Source organism: Methanosarcina sp. Kolksee (genome assembly GCF_000969945.1).
GTDB lineage: Archaea > Halobacteriota > Methanosarcinia > Methanosarcinales > Methanosarcinaceae > Methanosarcina > Methanosarcina vacuolata.
The window spans coordinates 3,396,442-3,417,830 of sequence record NZ_CP009524.1 but is presented as its reverse complement, the minus strand read 5'-3'; the positions used below and the strand labels follow the sequence as shown (position 1 = coordinate 3,417,830).

Sequence of the window (21,389 nt, the reverse complement as noted above, 5' to 3'; positions counted from 1 at the left end):
CTCACCTACCCTCCTCCTGAGCCGGAATATGCAATTCGGCAGATGTTACCTGGTCCTGCCATCGGGATGTTACATTCAGCAGGAAACGATCTCCTTCTTTCCCAACAATCACATTCTGTACAGGCATGTACGAATCTCCTGAAGGCTTGCCGTGAGCAATTTCCACAATTGCATATGGATAACCTGGCCAGGTTCTGAGGGCACTTTTATCCTGTCCACTCACGGAATAAAACCCGGAAGATGTGAACACAATTTCCCCTGTTTTCTCGTTCGTCACTGTTAAGTTAGTACTCACTTTGTCTGCAGAGCTCAGCCCGTAATTTAGGAGATAGCCATAAACCCTGTAAACATCAGAAGTGTTTGTGTGCTCCATTTCATCTTCCAGTTTCAGGTGGAGTTCAGGAAACGGGACATTTACGAGATAAGTATCTTCATCCAGAAGCCTGCTATTCTGAACGACCCTGACATTTACAGGGTACTCCCCTGGAAGTCTATATCCGAGCCATACACTGACTGAATTGTTTCCGGGAACAAGCTCGATAGGCTTCTGAAGAGAAACTGTTCCTTCATCCCATGGATTTGTGGAATTATCGGAAATTATCAGCCTCGATGTTGAGTAGCTCACCCCATTTTCGTCCACAAAAGCGTTGTCAATCTCAAGCCATACATCAACGGGCTTTAAACCGTTATTTTGAAGCGTTATGTTCAGCTTTCCAGAGTCACCTGCCCCAAAAGGAGAAACATACATATCAGTAATTTTTACATCGGCCCCATTTCCATAGTACCATGCCCCTCCGAGAACCAGGACCAGTAAAACAACTGAAATCGAAATAAGAGCACTTTTCCTCATTTCATTTCACCCTTAATCCCAACGTTATCCTTAAGTTCATCAGCTATCGAAATGCAGTTTGTAAGCCCGTACTTTTTCTTTGTTATTATGCCTCTCCTTTCCAGGTTCATGAGAACTCGAGAAACTTTGGCCTTGGAAAAGTCAAGGGAATTCACGAGTTCATTCTGAAGAATTCTTCCTCCTTTTGCTGCAATCAGTTCAATGGCTTTCCTTTCATCTCCTTCAAGGGCCCGCAGAAGGACATCTGTGGGGTCGATGTTATCTCTGTACAGGTTTTCTTCAACAGGATCATTTTCAAGCGAGACCTCAAAAATCTTCTCTGGAGCTTTCTCTGTGATAACGTTGAAAGCAGTTACCTGTGCTTCTTGTCCTGTTATTGAAAGCTCAGATCCTTGAACCCCCAGGTACAGTAGAACCTGAGCCAGCGCCAGACCTCCAAGAAACCCGGAAAAAAGGAGAATATACGCTTCTTTTACAGTATACACGTACGGGATATCCACAACCTTGAACGTGTCCCCTTCAAGCTGGATTACCACTGGTGAATCCTCAAGTAGGAGATTAATAGCTACAGTGCTCGAAATAAGCAGGATACCCACAGCCAGCATGAATCTTTTCCGTTCTTGGGCCGTCTTACCACCTCATTTACTACTCCCAGTATGTACGAAACAAATGTTATAATTTTACTATGACCAGGCCTGAAACGTCTCAGAATTCTGAAACCACTGCCAAAGGGTTGCGAAAATAAGTTTTTCATAAGGATTTGGAAAAAACTCGAAAAATTGACCACAAGCCTTTTCAAATAACTGCTTGCCCGCAAGCCTTTTTAAAAAAGGCTTGAGCGAAAACCCGATAAAAGTTTGAGTTTGAGAATCTTATCCCCAAACCCTATCGGCGTGATAAACCGGCGCAACGGTTTGTGATCAGCCGGCGCAACGGTTACGGATCAACGGTTATGGATAAACGGTTATGAATAAACGGTTACAGATCAACGGTTACGGATCAATGATTGCGGGTCAGCGGTTGTACTTGACCCCAAAAAAATCACATGTCACTCTTCAATATCAACCTCAAATCCACAGCAAGTGCGCCTTTTCCCTTTTCAAAAACCATCATAGGGTTTATCTCGAATTCTTCAATCTCCGGAAAATCGAAAACAAGGTTCGAAACCCTGAAAATTATGTCTACAAGCGCGTTAATATCAGAAGGTTTTTCACCCCTGACTCCAGCAAGTAAGGGATAGGTTTTGATTCCTGTAATCATTTCTCTGGCTTCTCTTTCGTCAACAGGGACTATCGCAAACTGGATATCTTTGAGAATTTCTATATAAATTCCACTAAGCCCGAACATCAGCATGGGTCCAAATGTGGGGTCATGAACCATCCCTAAAATTACCTCTTTGCCACCTGAGAGCATGGGCTGAAGCTGTACACCTTCAAGGTATGCATCCGGCAGTTTCTTTTGGATGCCTTCTATCATGTCCTGGTAGGCAGTTTTCACCTCAGCAGCGTTCTGAAGGGAGAATTTGATTCCTCCAATATCGGATTTATGAGATATCTGTGGAGAAACGACCTTCATTACAAGAGGATAACCTATCTCTTCTGCTGCGATTACAGCCTCTTCTGCAGTTTTTGCAAACCTGGTCTTTATTAAAGGTATGCCGTAAGCTTTCAAAATGTCAAAAGCTCAAGACCCAGTATGTGCCTGTTCTTTGCTCTGGCAGCTTCAAAAATCCTGGTTACCAATACCCTATCTTGTCCGGATGTATGAGGGACAATATCCACCTGCTTCATAAGCATATGATAACTTAAGGACAGTTATTCTTTATGAGAATTAATTTTGTAACAATATAAGTTTCAGCTCTGAAAGGGCTGAAAAAACAATTCTTGAAAAAACGGAAAACGGAAGAATACTGTTTAAACTAAAAAATAGAAAAAGTAAAGGAGACTTCTCCTTTACGATCAAACAGGTACCGAGCTGCGTAGTTTAGCTTCGGTCTCAACAATGTCCTTTGTTTCCCTTGCAATGGCAAGTTCTTCATTGGTTGGAATGACAAAAACCTTTATACTCGCATCAGGAGTGCTGATGTCGATTTCCTGGCCTCTGATCTTGTTCTTTTCCTCATCGATTTTTATGCCGAGGCCGTCAAGACCAGCAAGGATTCTCTTTCTGATGCTTGCGCTGTTTTCTCCGATACCTGCGGTGAAGACAATCGCATCTGCACCATTGAGCACAGCTAAATACTCACCAATGACTCTCTTAACACTATATGCGAAGATCTCAAGGGCAAGTTCGGCTCTCTCGTTGCCGTGAGAAGCTGCTTCATCAAGGTCTCTGAAGTCATTGCTGATCCCGGAAACTCCAAGCACACCGGACTTCTTGTTCATGAGAGTGTCAATTTCTCTGCTTGACAGGCCTTCTTTATCCATAACGAAGGGAACGACTGCCGGGTCAATGGAACCACATCTGGTACCCATTGCAACCCCTTCAAGAGGAGTAAAGCCCATACTGGTATCAACAGATTTTCCACCTTTCACTGCTGTAATACTTGAACCGTTTCCAAGGTGGCAGGTAATAATCTTGGTATCTTCTATGGGCTTTCCAAGCATAAGGGCGGCTCTTCCGGCAACGTACTTGTGGGAAGTCCCGTGGAAACCGTATCTTCTTACTCCATGCTTTTCATACAGATCATATGGCAAAGCATACATGTAGGCATATGCGGGCATTGTTTGATGGAATGCAGTGTCAAAAACAATAACCATCGGCGTTCCAGGCATGATCTCTGCACAGGCTGAGATTCCCATCATGTTTGGAGGATTGTGAAGGGGTGCCAGGTCAAAACAATCCTTGATAGCCGCTTCTACACCTGCATCAAATAGAGCAGATGTTGTGAACTTCTCGCCACCGTGCACAACTCTGTGCCCGACAGCGTTGATTTCACCCATGTCTGTTATGACACCAAATTCCGAGTCGGTAAGAGCCTTGACAACTTCTTCGAGAGCTACCTTGTGGGTTGGCAGGTCAACCTGCTTTTCCAGCTTCTTGCCATCAAACCTCTTCTGAGTAATGATCGAGTTATCGATTCCGACCCTTTCGCAGAGACCGATTGCAAGGGGTGACTCATTGGTCATATCAATTAATTGATATTTTAGGGATGAGCTTCCTGCGTTTATTACCAGTACCTTCATGTTTAAACCCCAATTCATTAGATTGCTTTTAATTTACGTTTTATATATACAATAAAATATTTTATATATGAAAGTCAATAAAAAGCTTCCTAAAACGTTCGTAAATATAGAAACGTTTTAAATTATTTATTTGTCCTGTGCTGCAGCCTGGACGCAGGTAATTGCAACGGCACCGACTATATCTTCGTCGCTGCATCCTCTGGACAGGTCATTAATTGGCTTGGCAAGTCCCTGGGTAATAGGGCCATAAGCTTCAGCCTTTGCAAGCCTCTGGGCAATCTTGTATGCAATGTTTCCAGCATTGAGGTCTGGGAATATAAAGACATTGGCCTTGCCTGCAACAGGGCTTCCCGGAGCCTTTGAAGCTGCAACTTTAGGAACAATTGCTGCATCTACCTGGAGTTCACCATCGATTGCTACATCAGGGGCAATTTCCTGCGCAAGCTTTGTGGAAGCGATTGTTGCTTCGGTCAGTTTGCTGTGTGCGCTTCCCTTGGTGGAGTAAGAAAGCATTGCAACATATGGTGTGTCCTGAACCAGCAGTTCAAAGGTTTTTGCAGAGATGACAGCAATGTTTGCAACGTCTTCAACACTGGGCATTTCGACCATACCTGAGTCAGCAAAGAGGAATGTCCCGTCTGACCCGTATTCACAGTCTGGTACGGCAATGATGAAAAAAGCAGATGCTAGAGCTGCACCCGGAGCAGTTTTGACGATTTGCACAGCGGGTCTAAGTGTATCAGAGGAAGAGTGAGCAGCACCTGAGACTACACCATCGACTTCACCGAGTTTTGCCATCATAACAGCGAAGTAGACGTAATCCTTCATAATTTCGGCTGCGCTTTCGAGTGTAACACCTTTATGCTTTCTCAACTCGTAGAAAGCCTGAACATATTCGTCTTTTCTCTCATATGTTTCAGGGTTTACAATTCTTGCTTTTGAGAGGTCAAGGTCTCCAGCAAGGGCCTTGATGTCTTCTTCCTTACCAACAAGGACGACCTTTGCAACACCTCTTTCGAGAATCTTGGCAGCTGCCTGGAGGGTTCTGATATCTTCAGTTTCAGGTAAAGCGATTGTTTTATTGAGTTTCTTTGCTCTTTCACTGATCTTTTCTAAAAATGTTACCAATCAACCAACCTCCTATATAATTGGAGTAGTTTAAGTTAGCTGGGTCTTAATATATAAATTTACGTAAAATGAATAGGGATATATATAAAAATAATAAATATATAATTAAGACTGCCAACAAAAACTTATATATGGACTTTTTTTCTTTAAAATATATAACGATCTGTGATATTTTTGGCAGATGGTATACTTTACAATTATTACTGATTATACGTGATAAATAATATAAAAGAATTTCGGAATGATTTAAATGAAGATTCTGGGAATTTCAGGCAGCCCACGAAAGGGAAAAAACTGTGAAAAAATGATTTTAACCGCTCTCGAAATAGCAAAAGAAAGGGGTTTTGAAACTGATACCGTTTTTATTTCAAACATGGAGATTGCACCCTGCAAAGTTTGCGGAGCTTGTATGGAGAATGACTCATGTGTAATTGAAGACGATATGGAAGAAGTTTATGAAAAAATGAGATCTGCAGATGGTATAATTGTTGCATCCCCCGTTTATATGGGAAATTATCCTGCCCAGCTCAAAGCCCTTTTTGATAGAAGTGTCCTGCTTCGCCGCAATAACTTTTCACTTAAAAACAAAGTTGGAGCCGCTCTCTCAGTCGGGGGCTCAAGAAACGGAGGTCAGGAAAAAACCATTCAATCAATCCATGACTGGATGCATATTCACGGCATGATTATAGTTGGTGATAATTCTCATTTCGGAGGAATAGCCTGGAACCCGGCAGAAGAAGACTCCATAGGTATGCAGACCGTTTCCGAAACTGCAAAAAAACTCTGTGAGGTTCTGGAACTTATCCAGAATAACAAAAGATAAGAATTGAATAAAGGGCGGTACATAGAAAATACTGAAGATAAAGAGACTTAATCTAACAAAGATGCAGAAGGCTGAATATAACAAAGATTAAAAAGGCTGAATATAACAAAGATTAAGAAGGCTGAATATAGTGAAAAAAATCGAGGAAAACAATCTTCGATTTTCACAGGCTGTACTCTGGGCATACATTGTATAATATAATATAATGATACATTTAAATAAATGCTTGAAATCCTTCGAGTGAAAAATACTCAGGGAAAATAAACCTGAAACTTACCTTTTTGTTCAAGAAAAAGGAAGAGATAAAAGGATTTAAGAGGCACGAGTTTTTGGAAGTTAGTCCAGAGCACAGAGTGGTATTCCACAATGTAAGAGAATATCCCAGGATAACAGAGTATATTGCCCGGTTTGATACCGAAACTGCCAGAGTCAATACAATTGCTATTATAATCGGGCTCCTTACAGGGTTCGTGATCGGAGTTTATGACAGGACTCTCCAGTACAGCAACACTTTTCTGGGTATGCAGCAAGGGTTCCCATTGCACGAGTTCCCACACTATTATGTGTTATTCGTGCCTGCCTTTGGGGGTTTGCTGGTAGGACTAATCTCCCATTTTCTGATGAAAAAGAAATACGGCGTTGACGGGCTTATAGAAACCGTAACCCTCCGCGGAGCAAGGCTTAATCTCAAGGATGTTTTTCTGGAAGTTTTTACTTCAATAATCACAATCAGTTCAGGAGGTTCCCTGGGAAAGGAAGCACCCGGAATCCTTGCAGGAGCCGGCACTGGGGCTTTTATGGGAAAAATCCTGAATAGCACGGAAAGGCAGCTCCAGATCCTTTTAGGCTGTGGAGCTGCCGGCGGAATTGCAGCTGCGTTTAACGCCCCTCTTGCAGGGGTTGTCTTTGTGGTAGAGGTAATCTATGGGGAACTTGAAACCAGGACCTTTATTCCGATAGTTATTTCCTCGGTCTTTGCAACCCTTGTCTCAAGCACACTTTTCGGAATAAAACCTATAGAGATCTCGCTTTACCAGTTGATTAACCCCTACAAAGAACTCGGACTCTGCCTTGTGCTCGGACTTCTTGCGGGGATCGTCTCTACAGTCCTGATCCGGGCGCTTTACTACACAAAAGATATTTTTTCGAAAATCCCTTTCCATCCCGTTTTCAAGCCTGCTCTGGGAGGGCTCGCAGTCGGCGCAATGGGTATTTTTTATCCCAGAGTTATGGGAATGGGCTATACTGTAATAACGGATGTCCTCAACAACCAGTTTACTTTCAAGATCCTGATAATCCTGCTCTTTTTAAAGATCCTTGCTTTTTCCCTGAGCCTGGGTTCTGGAGGTTCAGGAGGAACGATTGTCCCTTCCCTTTTTACAGGTGCAATGCTGGGAGGGGCTTTCTGGACAGTCGCAAACCTGTTTTTTCCGGGGACCTTAGCTGAGCAAGGGGCATATGCTATGGTCGGGATGGGTGCGGTCTTTGCCGGAACTGCCAGGGCTCCCCTTACTGCCATTCTGATCCTTTTTGAGATTACAAGGGACTATAATATGATTCTTCCTCTCATGTTTGCCTGCGTCCTCAGCAATGTGATGTCAAATGCCCTTTATCCTGAGTCCATTTTCACGGAGGGCCTACGCAGGAAAGGATTTAAGATCCGAAAAGGCAGGGAAGTGGATATCATGAGCTCCTTGTTTGTAAAAGACGCCATGATCACATATGTCCAGACAGTCTCTGAGGAGAAGAGTGTTGAGACACTTACAACCCTAATGCAGGTAAGCCGCCACGTCGGTTTTCCAGTCCTTGATTCCAAAGGCAAACTTTCAGGTATAGTAACCCTTTCAGACCTCCGGAGCAAAGTAAAGTCCGGAGACGTTGACAAAAAAGTAAAGGATATAGCTACCCGGCGTCTGGAAATTGCCTATCCTGATGAAACCCTTGATGCGGTCCTCAAACGCTTTGCTTCAAAGCAAATAGGCAGGCTTCCAGTCGTGGACAGAGAGGATAAAACCAGACTACTCGGCCTCATTACCCGAAGCGACATCGTAAATGCATATAACAAGAAAGTCGTAGAAAAAGTCCGGGATACCTACTGAAAATAGTCCGGATACCTGCTGAAAATAGTCCGGATACCTACTGAAAATAGTCAGGATACTTACTGAAGGTACATACTGAAAGCAGTAAACCTAAAAAAGATCCCCTGACAAAAAGAATAGAATCTGGAAAGGAAATACCATTTAGATATTTTGGGGGGACATTATGCCTGAGTCCGTAACTGAAAGTAGTTCAAACGGGTACATGGGGACGTACCTGAAAAACGTAATACTGGAAGATAGAGATAAAAACTCTAACTATGTAGAATTATCCGCCAGAGAAATACTACCAATCACGCGCAGGCTTTTTGAAGAAAGGGTTTCTCTTGCCTATGACTTCAAGATCTCACAAATCGTGGAAAAAGAAAGGCACCTGATAATTTACGGGGAAGCAGGTTCAGGAAAGACAAGCACCCTAAAATGGCTGAGTATGGTTTATGCCAGGGAATACCTCCTGAAAAAAGAAGGATTTGTTCCGATATATATAGAACTTAAGTCCTATGTTAAAGGTTCTTTTTCTAATTACTTAAAAGCAGAGGTAACGAAAAAAGGCATTTCTGAGACGGATTTTAAGAAGCTGCTCGAAGGAAAAGCCCTGCTGTTACTGGATGGGCTTGATTTGCTCATGCCTTCAGAGAATTTTTCCCCTTTTGATGAGATTTCCGACTTTATTTCCGAGTATGAAGCCTGTAGATATGTTATTGCCTCTAGACCCGAGCCGTCTGATAGTTTAAAAAGTACATTTGCACTTTCCGAACTTGAAAAATTGACTGATGAAAAAATCAGGCTGTTTATAGAAAAGTACGTTCCCAACAAGAGACAGGCAAAGCTTTTAAAAGCCAGAAGCCTGGGTGAGATTCAGTCAAAGCCTATCCTCCAGAATCCTCTGCTGCTTTATCTCTGGATCAAACTTTCAACGACACATATGGGAAGAAGAGGAAAACATGAAGGTGTTCAGCACTTTAACTTTTTTGATTCAATTCCTTTCGTCCGGGCAGAAATCTATCAGGCTTTTGTTTCGGAGATTTTTAAAGATTACAGAATAAGAGAGGAATTTTTTAGATCCCGGGACCATCTGCCTCGAAGAGTAAGCTTTGAGAAAATAAGTTCAGAAAAGGCACCAGATGGAAGAACCGATTTTCAAGAACCCAGTGTTGAAAGAACAGATATTGAAAATGTCCTTATGAATCTGGCTTTCAAACTCCAGTGCAAGAATAAGGTTTCATGTAAGTATAGCTATGCTCTTGAAGTGGCAGAAGCATATATAGAATCCAGCAGGTCTGGAAGGATTACAGAATGCAGCAAAACAGAGTGCAGCAAAACAGAGTGCAGCAAATCTGGAAGGATTACAGAGTGCAGCAGGTCTGGTAGGTTAAAGGCGGGAAAACTCCTTCAGGCCTGCTTAGAGCTTGGACTTCTGATAAGAAAGAGTTCCGAAGTAAAGTTCGGAATAAATCGAGTTTTTCAGGAATATTTTGCGGCTTTAAAGCTGAAAACATACTTTGAAAACGGGATGGATATCTCAAAGGCTTTCAGGAATCCGAGATGGGAGAATGTGATAATGCTCACCTCGGACTTGCTCGAATCAGGAGACGAACTTTTAAATTTGATGGTCTCAAGCGGAAACTTATATCTGGCTTCAAAATGTGCTGGGAGAGTCAGTCCCGAAACAAAAGGAAAGCTATGTGTTTTGCTTGCCAGAAAACTTGACAGCAGGTATACTGTAAAAAAAATAAAGGCTGTTCAGAGCCTTGGAAGGCTCGGAGCCTGTGGGATCAGGGCCAATACTGGAGCACTTAAAGATAAAGATATCAGGATAAAAAGAGAGACTGCGAAAGTGCTTGGGGAAACCAGGTCCGAGATGGCACTTATTCCACTTGAGGCTGCAGTTGGGGACGCAGATTATTCTGTGCGGATAGAAGCCATAAAGTCTCTTGGCTTAATAGGGTCCGAAAGAGCAATAAAACTGCTCAGGGACACATTTGAAGATAAGAACCGGGCTGTCCGGCTGGAGGCCGCAAATGCGCTAATGCAGATTGGATCTGAAAAAGCGCTGGAAGTCCTTATTTCCGCGCTCGGGGCCAAAGACGACTTTGTTCGGATTGGAGCTGTAGGGGCCCTTGGAAAGACAAATTCCAGGCAAGTGGCGGAAGCCCTTATAAAAGCATTTCAGGAAGAAGACAAACTTGTCCGGCTGGGAGCTGCCGAAGCCCTGGGCCGAATGAGGTCGGAAAGGGCTGTTGAACCGTTTGTAGATGCCCTTGAAGATAAAGATGAGTTTGTACGCTGGATCGCTACAAAAGCCCTTGGAGAAATCAAATCGGACAAAACTTCCGGAACATTTGTTAATATGCTTGGGGACGAAAGCCGTTTCGTCCGAAGGGAAGCTGCAAAAGCCCTCGGGGGAGTAGGTTCCGAGGAAACGCTTGACCCCCTTGTTTCGGCGCTTTCGGATGAGGACGAGTTTGTAAGAAAAACAGCCGTAGAATCCCTCGGAGAAATAAAGTCCGAGAAAGCTGCTAAAACCCTGATAACTAAACTCCAGGACAATAGCCATTTAGTCCGGCTGGAAGCTGCAAAAGCCCTGGGAATGATGAAAGTCAGAAAAGCCATTGCTCCGCTGCTTTTTGCCCTCGGGGATGAAAACCGCTTTGTCAGGAAAGAAGCTGCAAATGCACTCGGACAACTGGAATGCGAAAAAGTCCTTGACCCCCTTATCAGGATTTTTAAGTCCCAGGACCCTTTCACAAGGCAGGGAGCAGTAAAAGCCCTTGGCCAGATAAATCCCTATGGGATTCCTGATTGCATATTTGACCAGATCTTTGATTTCATTGATAACGCCCTGAAAGACGAAGATAAACTTGTGCGAAAAGAAACAGCAAAAGCCCTGCAAAGCCTATCTGAAAGCAGAAGCGAAAGGGCATTTGAATCCCTTATCAGCGCCCTGGATAACGAGGACGATGAAGTCAGGAGGCTTGCAGCCGGGTCCCTGAACCTTTTTGATTGTGAAAAAGCTATCCCTTCGCTGGTCAGTGCCCTCAAGTCCAGGGACGCAACCGTACGCCGTTTTGCTGCCGACACCCTCGGCCAGATAAAATCAAAAAAAGCTCTCCAGCCCCTGATAGCTATTCTGGTTTTTGATAACGATGGCTCTGTAAAAGAAGAAGCTGCAAAAGCCCTTGGTAAAATAAAATCCAGCCAGGCTATAGAACCTCTTATTGATGCGCTGATGGATCCAAATAATAAAGGAAGATCAGGAGCAGCCGAAGCTCTCGGCCAGATTAAAGCCGAAAACGCAGTTGATCACCTTATTGCCGCCCTTACGGATACGGATGATTTTACGCGGTTGGCTGCTGCAAAAGCTCTCGGCAGGATAAAACCTGAAAAGGCCGTCGAATCCCTTATCAACAGCCTTTATGATTGTAACCGCTTTGTAAAAGCCGAAGTAGCCGGAACTCTCAAAAAGATATGTACTGAAGAGGACAGGCCACGTTTGCAGGCTTTACTTGACTCGGAAGACGAATTTACGGCAAATCTCGCTTTTGAGATCCTGGAAAGCATTGAAATGGAGGAAATCTTAAAAACCGAGCTGTTTTTAGATTGGGAATAAATTAAAAAGGCGTAGAAAGCAGTAGAAGATCACAATAAAGGATAAAATAACCTCATTTCAACCCAATAAATGGAAAAATTAACCCGTGAAACCATATTCGCCATATTGGGTCGTCTTTGTCACGCTCGACGTAGGAGAGCGGCCTTTCCCATATAATAAGAGAAGACAGATAAAGAGAATATAATACAAGATTTCCGTAAAGAAGTTCCAAGAAGTGAGTAGTTATTCTAATTCTGCTATTAAAGGCATATGATCGCTCAGAGAAATCCAATCTTCATATTTACCAACCGAAAAGGATTTCCCACGATTAATAATTTCAGCAGGCGCAAAAATATAATCTATATGATAAGGAGTTTTTTGATTTTTCCTGAAATACAGCGTCGGTTCCCTTTCAATCCCGAACTCTGTATTTGTAAAAGTATGATACATACTGAAAATATCAAATTGCTCTAACAAATTAATTACATCAGTTAGTGTTCCGTAAAGAGGATATTTCTGATTACCCTGATCCCAGATAACATTCCAGTTGAAATCACCTACAATAATCGTTGGAAAGCTGAACAAGTCCTTATAGTAATTTAATGACTTCCAAACTTCTCCAATGTATCTCCTTCTTGGGTCCTCTGTATTGTTCTGTGACCAGATAGCAATAAGATTCATGACTTCGCTGCCGTTAACTGTGACAGGAAGGACATACCTGTAATTTTCACAATAGGATTCATGGACTGCAATTTCAAAATCATTGAAACTGAAAACACCCAGGCCCTTGTTTCTGTTATCACCTATCCATAAAACATCATCGTAAAATTTATCGCTGAATTTGTCTGGATGCTCACACTCAGAAACAATCAATAAATCAGGATCAAAAGGAAGAATTTGCTTGTACTTCTTCCGAAAAGCCATATTACAATTCCAGGTTATAATCTTCATATCAAGACTATTGATACAGTCACTAATTACTAAAAAGCTTTGAATTTAAGTTAAAAAACCAGTAAAGAGTATAAAACAACTTCACTTGAACCGGATAAATGAAAAAAGTAAAAAACAAAGGAAAAACAAGAAAAATAAGGAAAAATAAGACCGAATAACCTTACTAGCCGTATTTTAGTCGTTAGTCCTACTCTAAGAGCTTTAATCTGACGAATTAAAGCATAAGAGATTCAGAAATGTCATCTAATAAGTGAATTTATTTCGAAAAATACAAAAAATATTTATGGAGGAAGAACTGAAGATAATTATTTATGATCTTGGAAGTAAGATGAATGGACAAGATAATGAAGAAAATACGTTATGACCCACTTTATAGAGTGATTGAAGAAACTGATGAAATGCGTGTTGTTGAAGGTACATTTAAGCCTATGTTTGATAGATTAAAAAGAATTAACAATTTAGGCTTAATTCCAGAAGTTTTTGGAATGGCAAGGTATCCAAAATATGAACATCAACTTGGTACCATTCATCAAGTTAATTGTTTGTTAGAAATAGTAAATAATGATAAAATAATTCGAGAAAAATATAGAATGCCACTTCAATTAAGTTCTATTTTTTTGCACACAGGTCATCTTCCCTATACCTACTCAACAGAACGCTCGCTGCTTTTAGCTAGTAATCTTGGAAAAAAAAGTGATGATAACAACGTAAGAAAATATATTATAGAAAAAGTAAACAAAGTTTTAATAAAAGTAGGTTATGAAGAAGAAGAGCAACAAGAAGTTTTGGAAAATTTATTTTCGATGGAAGATTATAAAAAATTATATAGATATTTTTCCAGTGAAAATATAATAAACAAATGGAGTACTTTAAAAAAGAAATTGCAGAATCTAGAAGATAATCAGCTTGAAATAATAGTAAAAAACCTTATTGACACAGAGTCTCATGGATACAAATATCTAAACCTTGCAGATAAAGCTGATTATGTTCAACGAGATGCCTTATATTTTGGAGCAGTAAAAATTGATGTATCTCCTCAACATCTTTACCGAGAAGCATCAATGTATAATCCCAAATTTTCCGTGAGTGAAGAAAAACTAATAGAGTCTAATCTTGAATATTTAAATGAAAGATTTTATGAGCATGAAAATGTTCTTTTTTTTAGTAGATTATATGAAAAAATACTAGCGTCATTGATAATTAGCAAAAGTTTCGATAAAAAATGGCTTGAAAATTATACTGATGACCAATTTAAAAGGTTAATTACAGAAAATATAGATGCAACCAATGATAAAGTAAAATTGCCTCCGGTTTGGGTTAAAAAAGCTAAAGACTTGTTTGAGAATAAAGTCAGTTACACCAATATACTTCATTTAAAAGTTCCATTTCAAAAAGAAAAAACCTCTATTGATGTCGAGTATGAACTAATTAAAAAGAGAAGAAGTGATAGAGGGTTACTATTATATCCTTATGAAACAGGCATTCTTGTAACCATTGATTACATAAAGTTAGAAGATCTTTTTGTTCATCCAAATTCAAGATTATACTCAATACATGTTTTTCAAGACGACTCAAATAAGCAACTAGTAGAATTATTGAAAATTATAGATCATCTTTCGTATCATCTTGCGATTCATGACATTGAAATAATAAGAAGAAATATTGGAGAAGAGTTCTCATGGACAAAGAAGATAAGATATGATAATCGAGCTATTATTTCTGCAATAGTTGAAGCAATATTGAAGCTTGAGACAGACAAGTACAAAGAAGGAGAATTCGTTGAGAAATACTTACAAGCACTTTATAATATTTCAACGTATAAAGAACTATGGAATAATTTTCAGAATCAATTTATCTGGAAAGAGCAGATAGTCTACTTTATTAAAGAGCATAAAGGTGAGGACAGTAAATCAGAAATGTATGAATATTTCGTAAGAGGACTTTTGGATTTACCTGTTAAACTCTTACAGTATCAATCTACGAAAAAGTACATACAAGACATATACAATACTCTACTTACAAGTATACCCCAAGAAGATTCAAACGAGAAAAAAGGTAACCTATTTGAAGCGTTATGGTTAATAAAAAAGTTGCAAATTGAAAAAGGAGATTTTCAATTGTTCTTTAATGGAATGGTTGTGGTTGACCTAGAAAAACCAAAAGAAGAGCAAGACGAAAATGAATTTGATGTCATCGAACTAATTATTAATAAAGAAGGAAAAGCTGAGTGTTGGATATATGCATGTTCTATCGCAGACAACTATCGTCAAAAAAATCAGGAACAAATAACTAAACTTACAGACTATATACATCAAGTATTTTCTGATGCGATAATTAATACCCGCTACGTAATTCCCATGGATAAAAATAATCAGAACTGGAGTCCAAGGGAGATTGATGCAGGTAGAAATTTTGGTGGATAATAATTAGAATAATATCAAATTCAAATAAAAATAGATTTTACTACAGCAATTCCGTATCCTCATGCGAATAAGCCGGCGCACAGGAGCAGAGAATCTTCAGCGGCGTATTTCCTGTGTTTTGAATCCTGTGCGGAGTGCCGGGAGAAATGCAAACAGTATCCCCTTTTTTGACCTCGAATTCTTCAGAACCGAGAGTCATTATCCCGCTACCGTCTGTAATGTGATAGATTTCTTCGGTCAGGTGGTGTTTGTGAAGAATAGTTTTTCCACCGGCTGGCACGGTAGCTTCGGCAAGGCTCTGTTATGCGTCTTCGGTTAAGTGAGGAATCGTGATAAATTGCCTCCATTTCCACAACAGTTGTTAGAAATTTTAACCTTAACTCTCCCTCGCGTAGGGAATAAACCAATTCAAGTATTATGTCTTTTGATGTTGTTTTTTAACGGATTTTTGCATTTTTCTCTCTATTGCTTTCAAATTACCAGAGATTTTTTATACATTTAATGCGATTTGTTCTATAGATATCGAAAATTTTGTTTGAAAATTTTGTTTGAAATAAACTGAAAAATATGGAGAAATTTATTTCCTATAGGGTATAAAATAAGTAATTTTTGCATTTTTGCTTATTTTTAAATTCGAGACCTATAGGCTCAAACATCAATTTGTTATCTTTCTTTCCGGGGGGACCCACTGAAAAATTATATACTGTGTTTTAATGATTCTGAGTGAAACATGATCAAGAGCATTGTTATTGAAAAAGATATTCCCTATTCGTGGCAGAGTTAAGGTTTTAATATATTGTGGACTGGAACAAGGTATCGATTCCATCTAAATAGGCAAAAGTTTAATCAGGATTAAAGTGCAAAATCGATAGCTTTCAGGCAAGAAAAATTCCTTAACCGATGACCAATGACTTTTTATTTATTTTAGAGTATAAATTTAATAATTTTTTTTGTAATGGAACCTCATTTTGTGTCTTAACCGATAATTACATCTATTTAAAAACATTTAGGATATGTGTTTTATGGAGTCTATAATAACTATACAGAACATAGTGGCATCCACCACGTTGGCGGAAGATTTCGACCTGGTAAAAATAATGGAGTCTGGGTTGGAAGGCGCAGAATATAACAAAGCGAAGTTCCCCGGCCTCGTATACAGAATTCAGAATCCCAAAGCTGCTTTTTTAATTTTCACTTCCGGAAAAGTGGTATGCACCGGATCCAAGAGCGTCGAGAACGCCCATAAGGCCATAATCACTCTGGCTAACACACTAAAGGACATCGGCTTCGATAAAATAGATCTAGACCCTGAAGTTCATGTTCAGAACATTGTAGCCACCGCTGATTTGAAAACGAACCTAAACCTGAACACAATTGTTATGGCCCTTGGCATGGAGAACGTTGAGTACGAGCCAGAAGTATTTCCCGGGCTTGTTTACAGGATCGATGCTCCCAAACTAGTAGTGCTTATATTCAGTTCTGGTAAGCTGGTAATCGCAGGTGGCAAAATTCCAGAGGATTGCGAGGAGGGTCTGCGGATCATCAGTACAGAGTTTGATAACTTAGGACTACTTTCTTAAATAGGACCTCAAAAATGATCCAATTTTTAAAGATTATTGTACCTCATTTACCAAATTAAATATGGTGCTATTGCTTCCCTAATAAAATAATTCGAGAAGCCCGGCCAAGACAAAGAGGATCTTAAGGCCACGCATAAAGTTGTGATGCAAAAATAATATTTCTGCAGTTTGATACTATGATTTTTACCTTTGTGTACCTTTTTCCCGGCGATGAGAGTGACTAACTTTCTTAATTGTGAAGGTTTACACTGATTTTGTAACAAAGCTGGATTTTTTGTACCACAACCTGAAATTGAACTTGTTTACCTTCCAGACATTATGTATTCACTTTCCAGCAAAGTCCAAGATGGCGGGAGATATTTATTCTTGATCAAAAGGAACTGGTCGAAAAAGAAAGGAGTTTCGTTCTGTGAGATGACAAAAAAGATTTTGAAATGCTTTTTAAGGATTCAGGATTCAAACCTTATGTAAGATATTTCACAACCGGTAGTGGGAAGCAACTGAGTTCAATTGAAATAGAGAAAATCGAAGACAAATGTTTCACAAGAGAAGATGCGGGGAGGAACTGCCTGGCGATTTACAAGTCAAAACAGGCTAAGCTACTTAAAAAGAGAAAAATGGATGGACTCAATGATGCTGAGTATAATGAAATAAGTGTTCAGTATGCAAACATATCGGAGCAAATTGCTTAATATAAGAGAACTCTCCACTCAAAAAACGTTTCTTTTGATTCCTGAATTCATTCCACCAATTCCGTATCCTCATGCGAATAAGCCGGCACACAACAGCATAGAATCTTCAGCGGCGTATTTCCTGCGTTTTGAATCCTGTGCGGAGTGCCGGGCGAAATACAAACAGTATCCTCTTTTTTGACCTTGAATTCTTCAGAGCCAAGAGTCATTATCCCGCTGCCCTCGGTAATGTGATAGATTTCTTCGGTCAGGCGGTGTTTGTGAAGAAGGGTTTTTCCTCCGGCTGGCACAGTGGCTTCGGCAAGGCTCTGATTTGAGTTGCCGTGGACCGACGGATGCATAAGTTCGCGGATAATTGAACCGTCTTTTGTGACGTAAGGTTCTATTTCTTCGTATCTGGTAAAGAGCTGCATTGTGAATTACTGGAAACCGCAATTATAACTATTTTTTCATTCAAGAGACTTTGCACCTAAACTTTCTTATCTGGAACTTTTCTTGAAAAAACTACCCCAGGCTCAAATTATTATATATGTTTTACATTATTAATTAATATTAGGAGACAATTCGATGAATAATGATACTCGGAGCATAAAAATATGAAACCAAATAAAAAACCAGATATCAATAGCGAAAATGTAAAACCAAACAAAAAACCAGATGCCAATAGCGAAAATATGAAACCAAATAAAAAACCAGATATTAATAGCGAAAATGTGAAACCAAATAAAAAACCAGATACCAATAGCAAAAATGTGAAACCAAATAAAAAACCGGAAATCAATAGCGAAAATATGAGTAAGGATGCACTCACATACGTTATGTGGGCTATTTTAATTATAAGTCCATTATACGCGCTTTATTTTCTATTTTCATTAGCTACAGGAGGTTCTATTATTTATAGCACAATACCTTCAGTAATCTTCTTCGTGGCTGGAGTAATTACATTATTTGATATCCTTGCAGTTCAACAAATAACGACTGTGAGAAATTGAATTTCTTATCATATATTATGGATAATATATTTTCATTTTAATTTTACGATTTTTGAACTTCTGGAATCTGAAAAACCATACTAATTATACTAATTTTACACTTGCACCTGAAGTCCTCAATCTGCACCTGAAGTAGAGAGAAAACAGGACTTTAGATGCAGAGCTTTAGATGTAGGGCTCATTTAAGAGAAAAGATTTCAAAGAGGAGGCGTGGATTCATCTTCCTGCAGAAGTTCGGAAAAAAGCAGGGAACAGCCCGGAATCTGTTCGATGTTTATCATAATCATGTTGATATAGAAAGGCCCTCCGCGTTTAATCTCAATAGGTGAAGGATCTACAAATTCCCAGATGTCAACGGGATGTTTGAGATAAAAGGTCTCAAGCTCCGGGCTGTTCAAATGCATCCTGGATGGAAAACCTATGGCGTGGACTGTTGAGTTTAAAAGGGATTCAGCGCCCGCGTCCAGAAGAAATACAAAAAAGAAGTATTCCCCACGTGGCAGGTCAAGCATGAACTTGACATCAGTACGAAGTTCTGAGAGTAAAAAGTCCTGCGTGCCTTTCCTGCACACCATAAGAAGCAGCACTTTATCTTTAATAAGGAGTTCCTGAACCGTGTCTGGCAGGAAAAGGTCTCCAAAAACCAGCTCAAACTGCTCATAACTCGTAACTGCAAAATCATTTCTGATAAATAAAATGCCGTCCTCGCTCAACAGGGAATAACCCAGATTACCCTGAGAATCAACTATCGGAGATTTCCCAACAGAGGTTTCTTTCCAGAACTCGGCAAGAGCTTTGTCATCTATCCGGGATAACAGGTGTACACAGGTTCCAACAGCGATATCTTTCATCACTAAACCCCCATATTTATAAATCGACTTCGATTACAGAAGTAAAGGCAAAAACCCGGTTATCAAAAATTAAGCGCAGAGATATTGTTAGCTTTAAAGATTGTTAGCTTTAAAGATTGAGAGTTTTAGGGATTATTTTAGTGATTGTTTTAGTGATTGTTTTAGTGATTGTTTTAGTGATTGTTTTAGTGATTGTTTTAGTTGTTTTAGTGATTGTTTTAGTGATTGTTTTAGTTGTTTTAGTGATTGTTTTAGGAATTGTTTTAGGGATTATTATTTTGTAGATTAATTGGCTTTGTAGATCATTAGTTTTAATAATCATATATAAAATAGATATTATATAAATGGATGGCCCATGAAAAAATAATCTGAAGCTCTGAACCTGATACTATGTATTTCAGGAACTAAAATTATGAGTTTTTCATTTTGAGAGTTTTAATCCCTTTCTGTTTATCCTGAATACCCATCAGCATATTTTCCACCCTGGCCCAGATTTGGCAGACCTGATCCGAAAACTCACTTTCATTTAAACACTCGCTGCCTTTAGTATACTCTATCAAGGTTTGTTCCTGAAGCATTGCCTTCGTTACAATGTCATTATAAGGAAGCCTGCCTATTACCGGAATTTCTATTTCGGCACAGAAATTTTCAATCAGCTGAGTATTCTCTTCATTTATATCATACTTGTTTATGCAGACGACAGTCGGGATCATGAAATGTACAGTAAGATCAATAACTCTTTTAAGGTCATGAATTCCGGAGACGGTTGGCTCGCTTACCACCAGAACCAGGTCCGTACCTGTAATAGCTGCAATTGCGGAACAACCTGTTCCAGGAGGCCCGTCAATTATGATTAAATCTTTATGATATTGTTCTGCAAGCTTTTTCGCGTTGCTTCGAACGGCGCTCACAAGTTTTCCGCTCGTCTCTTCTCCGATGCCGAGCCTTGCATGAGCCATAGGCCCAAAACGGGTTTTGGAAGAAAAAGACTGGCCTGAAACCCTTTTTTCCATGGAAACTGCTCCGTTGGGACAAACAATGGTGCAGACAGCACATCCCTCGCATCCGGAAGGGTCAACTTCATAATTTTCATTTACCGCTCCATACCTGCAAAATTCTCTGCATTTTCCGCATTTGATACAGAGTTCCGGGTCAATCCTGGCAACCTCAAAGCCGTAGTAGTCTTCTTTTTCCAGAATTTCGGGTTTCAGGATAAGATGCATGTCAGCTGTATCCACATCGCAATCGGCAATGACAGCATTTTTTGCAAGCGAGGCAAAAGCTGCCGTAAGGGTTGTTTTTCCAGTCCCGCCTTTTCCGCTGATTACAGTAAGCTGCTTCATGTTATCTCTTCCTCTACACCTGCAAGCTGGAGTTTTATTGCTTCAAACATACCGAGAAACTTCTCTTTCCATTCCGGCATTTCTCGAACAAAGGGAATGCCGCGAGAATAGAGTTCTGCAATTCTGAGATCGTTTGGGATCTTGAGAAAGACCGGGATTCCTTCGGCTTTACAGTATTCTTCAACCCTTGAGTCCCCTAACCCCCAGCGGTTAATGATAACCCCAAAGGGAATTTTAAGTGCCCTTACAACGCCTACGGCAAGCTTGAGGTCGTGGAAACCAAAAAGGGTTGATTCAGTCACAAGCACACAGTAATCCACGTCATCAACAGAAGCAATAACAGGGCAGGAAGTTCCAGGCGGGGCATCTAGAATTGCAGTTTTCCGTCTATCGATATGTTTCTTGAGCGCTTTGATAACAGCCGATGTCATCGTTTCCCCGATATTTAAAAGCCCTCTGTAAAATTCAGGTGAACTTTTTCCTTTTGCTTTTTCGATTACTCCAAGGGACCTATAAGATTCCTGGATTGCTTTTTCCGGGCAGAGGACAGCACATCCTCCGCATCCGTGGCAAAGAGAAGGAAAAAACAAAACTCTGTTAGGAAGGGCTGCTAGGGAGTTATAACGGCAAAAGTCCGAACATTGCCTGCAGATATTGCATTTTTCCTGATCGATTACAGGTACCGGACACACTACATCTTCTACTTTTTCAAGGTCAAAACCAAGGAAAAGATTACAGTTAGGTTCTTCTACATCGCAGTCAAAAAGCTGTACATCTAGCTGTACATCTAGCTGTACATCTGAAAGAGAAAGGGCAAGATTTAAAGAAACCGTGGTCTTCCCGGTTCCTCCTTTTCCACTTGCAATTGCAATTTTCATATCCGATC

20 protein-coding genes are annotated in these 21,389 nt (G+C 40.2%); 8 read left to right on the top strand and 12 right to left on the bottom strand.

The window, feature by feature from the left end:
• Position 1: 1 nt before the first annotated feature.
• The 6 genes from MSKOL_RS14075 to pta all read right to left on the bottom strand — a co-directional run bounded on the left by MSKOL_RS14075 (position 2) and on the right by pta (position 5,163).
• The gene (locus tag MSKOL_RS14075) at positions 2–850 is read right to left on the bottom strand and encodes a hypothetical protein (protein ID WP_048121922.1); all 849 of its coding nucleotides are present in this window, start codon (positions 848–850) and stop codon (positions 2–4) included.
• Positions 847–1,455, bottom strand: a complete 609-nt coding sequence (locus MSKOL_RS14070; protein WP_048121920.1) for a MarR family transcriptional regulator — start codon at positions 1,453–1,455, stop codon at positions 847–849. Before MSKOL_RS14070 ends, MSKOL_RS14075 begins: the two co-directional genes overlap by 4 nt.
• Before the next feature lie 436 nt (positions 1,456–1,891).
• On the bottom strand, positions 1,892–2,521 hold the full coding sequence (locus MSKOL_RS14065) for an acetate--CoA ligase family protein (RefSeq protein ID WP_231592253.1): 630 nt from the start codon (positions 2,519–2,521) through the stop codon (positions 1,892–1,894).
• The gene (locus MSKOL_RS21425) at positions 2,518–2,646 is read right to left on the bottom strand and encodes a hypothetical protein (RefSeq protein ID WP_255351939.1); all 129 of its coding nucleotides are present in this window, start codon (positions 2,644–2,646) and stop codon (positions 2,518–2,520) included. Before MSKOL_RS21425 ends, MSKOL_RS14065 begins: the two co-directional genes overlap by 4 nt.
• Before the next feature lie 162 nt (positions 2,647–2,808).
• The gene (locus tag MSKOL_RS14060; RefSeq protein WP_048121918.1) at positions 2,809–4,035 is read right to left on the bottom strand and encodes an acetate kinase; all 1,227 of its coding nucleotides are present in this window, start codon (positions 4,033–4,035) and stop codon (positions 2,809–2,811) included.
• 126 nt (positions 4,036–4,161) lie between these two features.
• Positions 4,162–5,163 carry a phosphate acetyltransferase gene (pta, locus tag MSKOL_RS14055; protein WP_048121916.1) on the bottom strand — a complete coding sequence of 334 codons (1,002 nt, stop codon included), beginning with the start codon at positions 5,161–5,163 and terminating at the stop codon, positions 4,162–4,164.
• A gap of 250 nt (positions 5,164–5,413) precedes the next feature.
• Here pta and MSKOL_RS14050 point away from each other — a divergent pair, with 250 nt between their 5' ends.
• The 3 genes from MSKOL_RS14050 to MSKOL_RS14040 all read left to right on the top strand — a co-directional run bounded on the left by MSKOL_RS14050 (position 5,414) and on the right by MSKOL_RS14040 (position 11,692).
• Complete coding sequence (locus tag MSKOL_RS14050; RefSeq protein WP_048121914.1) at positions 5,414–5,986, top strand: flavodoxin family protein; 573 nt, start codon at positions 5,414–5,416, stop codon at positions 5,984–5,986.
• 329 nt (positions 5,987–6,315) lie between these two features.
• Entirely contained in the window at positions 6,316–8,085 is a 1,770-nt protein-coding gene (locus MSKOL_RS14045) for a chloride channel protein (RefSeq protein WP_048158381.1), read from the top strand.
• 163 nt (positions 8,086–8,248) lie between these two features.
• Complete coding sequence (locus tag MSKOL_RS14040) at positions 8,249–11,692, top strand: HEAT repeat domain-containing protein (RefSeq protein ID WP_048157225.1); 3,444 nt, start codon at positions 8,249–8,251, stop codon at positions 11,690–11,692.
• Between the two features lie 222 nt (positions 11,693–11,914).
• Here MSKOL_RS14040 and MSKOL_RS14035 read toward each other — a convergent pair whose 3' ends face one another.
• Entirely contained in the window at positions 11,915–12,622 is a 708-nt protein-coding gene (locus MSKOL_RS14035; RefSeq protein ID WP_048157223.1) for an endonuclease/exonuclease/phosphatase family protein, read from the bottom strand.
• Positions 12,623–12,954: 332 nt separating this feature from the next.
• Between MSKOL_RS14035 and MSKOL_RS14030 the strand changes: the two genes are divergently transcribed.
• A complete protein-coding gene (locus tag MSKOL_RS14030) occupies positions 12,955–15,045 on the top strand; it encodes a hypothetical protein (protein ID WP_048157221.1) in 2,091 nt (696 codons plus the stop codon).
• Between the two features lie 40 nt (positions 15,046–15,085).
• Here the strand turns inward: MSKOL_RS14030 and MSKOL_RS14025 are convergent, their stop codons facing one another.
• Entirely contained in the window at positions 15,086–15,325 is a 240-nt protein-coding gene (locus MSKOL_RS14025) for a cupin domain-containing protein (protein ID WP_231592252.1), read from the bottom strand.
• A 742-nt stretch (positions 15,326–16,067) separates the two neighbouring features.
• On the opposite strand from MSKOL_RS14025, the gene MSKOL_RS14020 reads away from it, so the two are divergent.
• Both MSKOL_RS14020 and MSKOL_RS14015 read left to right on the top strand, forming a co-directional pair.
• Positions 16,068–16,625, top strand: a complete 558-nt coding sequence (locus MSKOL_RS14020; RefSeq protein WP_048121908.1) for a TATA-box-binding protein — start codon at positions 16,068–16,070, stop codon at positions 16,623–16,625.
• 434 nt (positions 16,626–17,059) lie between these two features.
• Positions 17,060–17,317 (top strand): hypothetical protein, encoded by a 258-nt coding sequence (locus MSKOL_RS14015; protein WP_048121906.1) that lies wholly within the window; start codon positions 17,060–17,062, stop codon positions 17,315–17,317.
• A gap of 47 nt (positions 17,318–17,364) precedes the next feature.
• Here MSKOL_RS14015 and MSKOL_RS14010 read toward each other — a convergent pair whose 3' ends face one another.
• Positions 17,365–17,730 (bottom strand): cupin domain-containing protein, encoded by a 366-nt coding sequence (locus MSKOL_RS14010; protein ID WP_048157219.1) that lies wholly within the window; start codon positions 17,728–17,730, stop codon positions 17,365–17,367.
• Positions 17,731–17,913: 183 nt separating this feature from the next.
• On the opposite strand from MSKOL_RS14010, the gene MSKOL_RS18870 reads away from it, so the two are divergent.
• A complete protein-coding gene (locus MSKOL_RS18870) occupies positions 17,914–18,309 on the top strand; it encodes a hypothetical protein (RefSeq protein ID WP_052725516.1) in 396 nt (131 codons plus the stop codon).
• Positions 18,310–18,506: 197 nt separating this feature from the next.
• Here MSKOL_RS18870 and MSKOL_RS14000 read toward each other — a convergent pair whose 3' ends face one another.
• Positions 18,507–19,160, bottom strand: coding sequence for a hypothetical protein (locus MSKOL_RS14000; protein WP_231592251.1), 654 nt, complete (start codon positions 19,158–19,160; stop codon positions 18,507–18,509).
• Positions 19,161–19,276: 116 nt separating this feature from the next.
• Between MSKOL_RS14000 and MSKOL_RS20410 the strand changes: the two genes are divergently transcribed.
• Complete coding sequence (locus MSKOL_RS20410) at positions 19,277–19,444, top strand: hypothetical protein (RefSeq protein ID WP_156151103.1); 168 nt, start codon at positions 19,277–19,279, stop codon at positions 19,442–19,444.
• A gap of 126 nt (positions 19,445–19,570) precedes the next feature.
• Here MSKOL_RS20410 and MSKOL_RS13995 read toward each other — a convergent pair whose 3' ends face one another.
• Both MSKOL_RS13995 and MSKOL_RS13990 read right to left on the bottom strand, forming a co-directional pair.
• Positions 19,571–20,503: an ATP-binding protein gene (locus MSKOL_RS13995; protein ID WP_048157217.1), complete on the bottom strand. Its 933-nt coding sequence runs from the start codon at positions 20,501–20,503 to the stop codon at positions 19,571–19,573.
• Positions 20,500–21,381 carry an ATP-binding protein gene (locus MSKOL_RS13990; protein WP_048158380.1) on the bottom strand — a complete coding sequence of 294 codons (882 nt, stop codon included), beginning with the start codon at positions 21,379–21,381 and terminating at the stop codon, positions 20,500–20,502. The genes MSKOL_RS13995 and MSKOL_RS13990 overlap by 4 nt, the downstream gene beginning before the upstream one ends.
• Between the last annotated feature and the right edge of the window lie 8 nt (positions 21,382–21,389).

Coding starts and splice junctions, on each gene's coding strand:
- MSKOL_RS14050 (WP_048121914.1), top strand. CDS start 5,414: ATGAAGATTCTGGGAATTTCAGGCAGCCCACGAAAGGGAAAAAACTGT.
- MSKOL_RS13995 (WP_048157217.1), bottom strand. CDS start 20,503: ATGAAGCAGCTTACTGTAATCAGCGGAAAAGGCGGGACTGGAAAAACA.
- MSKOL_RS14040 (WP_048157225.1), top strand. CDS start 8,249: ATGCCTGAGTCCGTAACTGAAAGTAGTTCAAACGGGTACATGGGGACG.
- MSKOL_RS14015 (WP_048121906.1), top strand. CDS start 17,060: ATGCTTTTTAAGGATTCAGGATTCAAACCTTATGTAAGATATTTCACA.
- MSKOL_RS14070 (WP_048121920.1), bottom strand. CDS start 1,455: ATGCTGGCTGTGGGTATCCTGCTTATTTCGAGCACTGTAGCTATTAAT.
- MSKOL_RS14020 (WP_048121908.1), top strand. CDS start 16,068: ATGGAGTCTATAATAACTATACAGAACATAGTGGCATCCACCACGTTG.
- MSKOL_RS14075 (WP_048121922.1), bottom strand. CDS start 850: ATGAGGAAAAGTGCTCTTATTTCGATTTCAGTTGTTTTACTGGTCCTG.
- MSKOL_RS14060 (WP_048121918.1), bottom strand. CDS start 4,035: ATGAAGGTACTGGTAATAAACGCAGGAAGCTCATCCCTAAAATATCAA.
- MSKOL_RS18870 (WP_052725516.1), top strand. CDS start 17,914: ATGAAACCAAATAAAAAACCAGATATCAATAGCGAAAATGTAAAACCA.
- MSKOL_RS14030 (WP_048157221.1), top strand. CDS start 12,955: ATGGACAAGATAATGAAGAAAATACGTTATGACCCACTTTATAGAGTG.
- MSKOL_RS14010 (WP_048157219.1), bottom strand. CDS start 17,730: ATGCAGCTCTTTACCAGATACGAAGAAATAGAACCTTACGTCACAAAA.
- MSKOL_RS14035 (WP_048157223.1), bottom strand. CDS start 12,622: ATGAAGATTATAACCTGGAATTGTAATATGGCTTTTCGGAAGAAGTAC.
- MSKOL_RS21425 (WP_255351939.1), bottom strand. CDS start 2,646: ATGCTTATGAAGCAGGTGGATATTGTCCCTCATACATCCGGACAAGAT.
- MSKOL_RS14000 (WP_231592251.1), bottom strand. CDS start 19,160: ATGAAAGATATCGCTGTTGGAACCTGTGTACACCTGTTATCCCGGATA.
- MSKOL_RS13990 (WP_048158380.1), bottom strand. CDS start 21,381: ATGAAAATTGCAATTGCAAGTGGAAAAGGAGGAACCGGGAAGACCACG.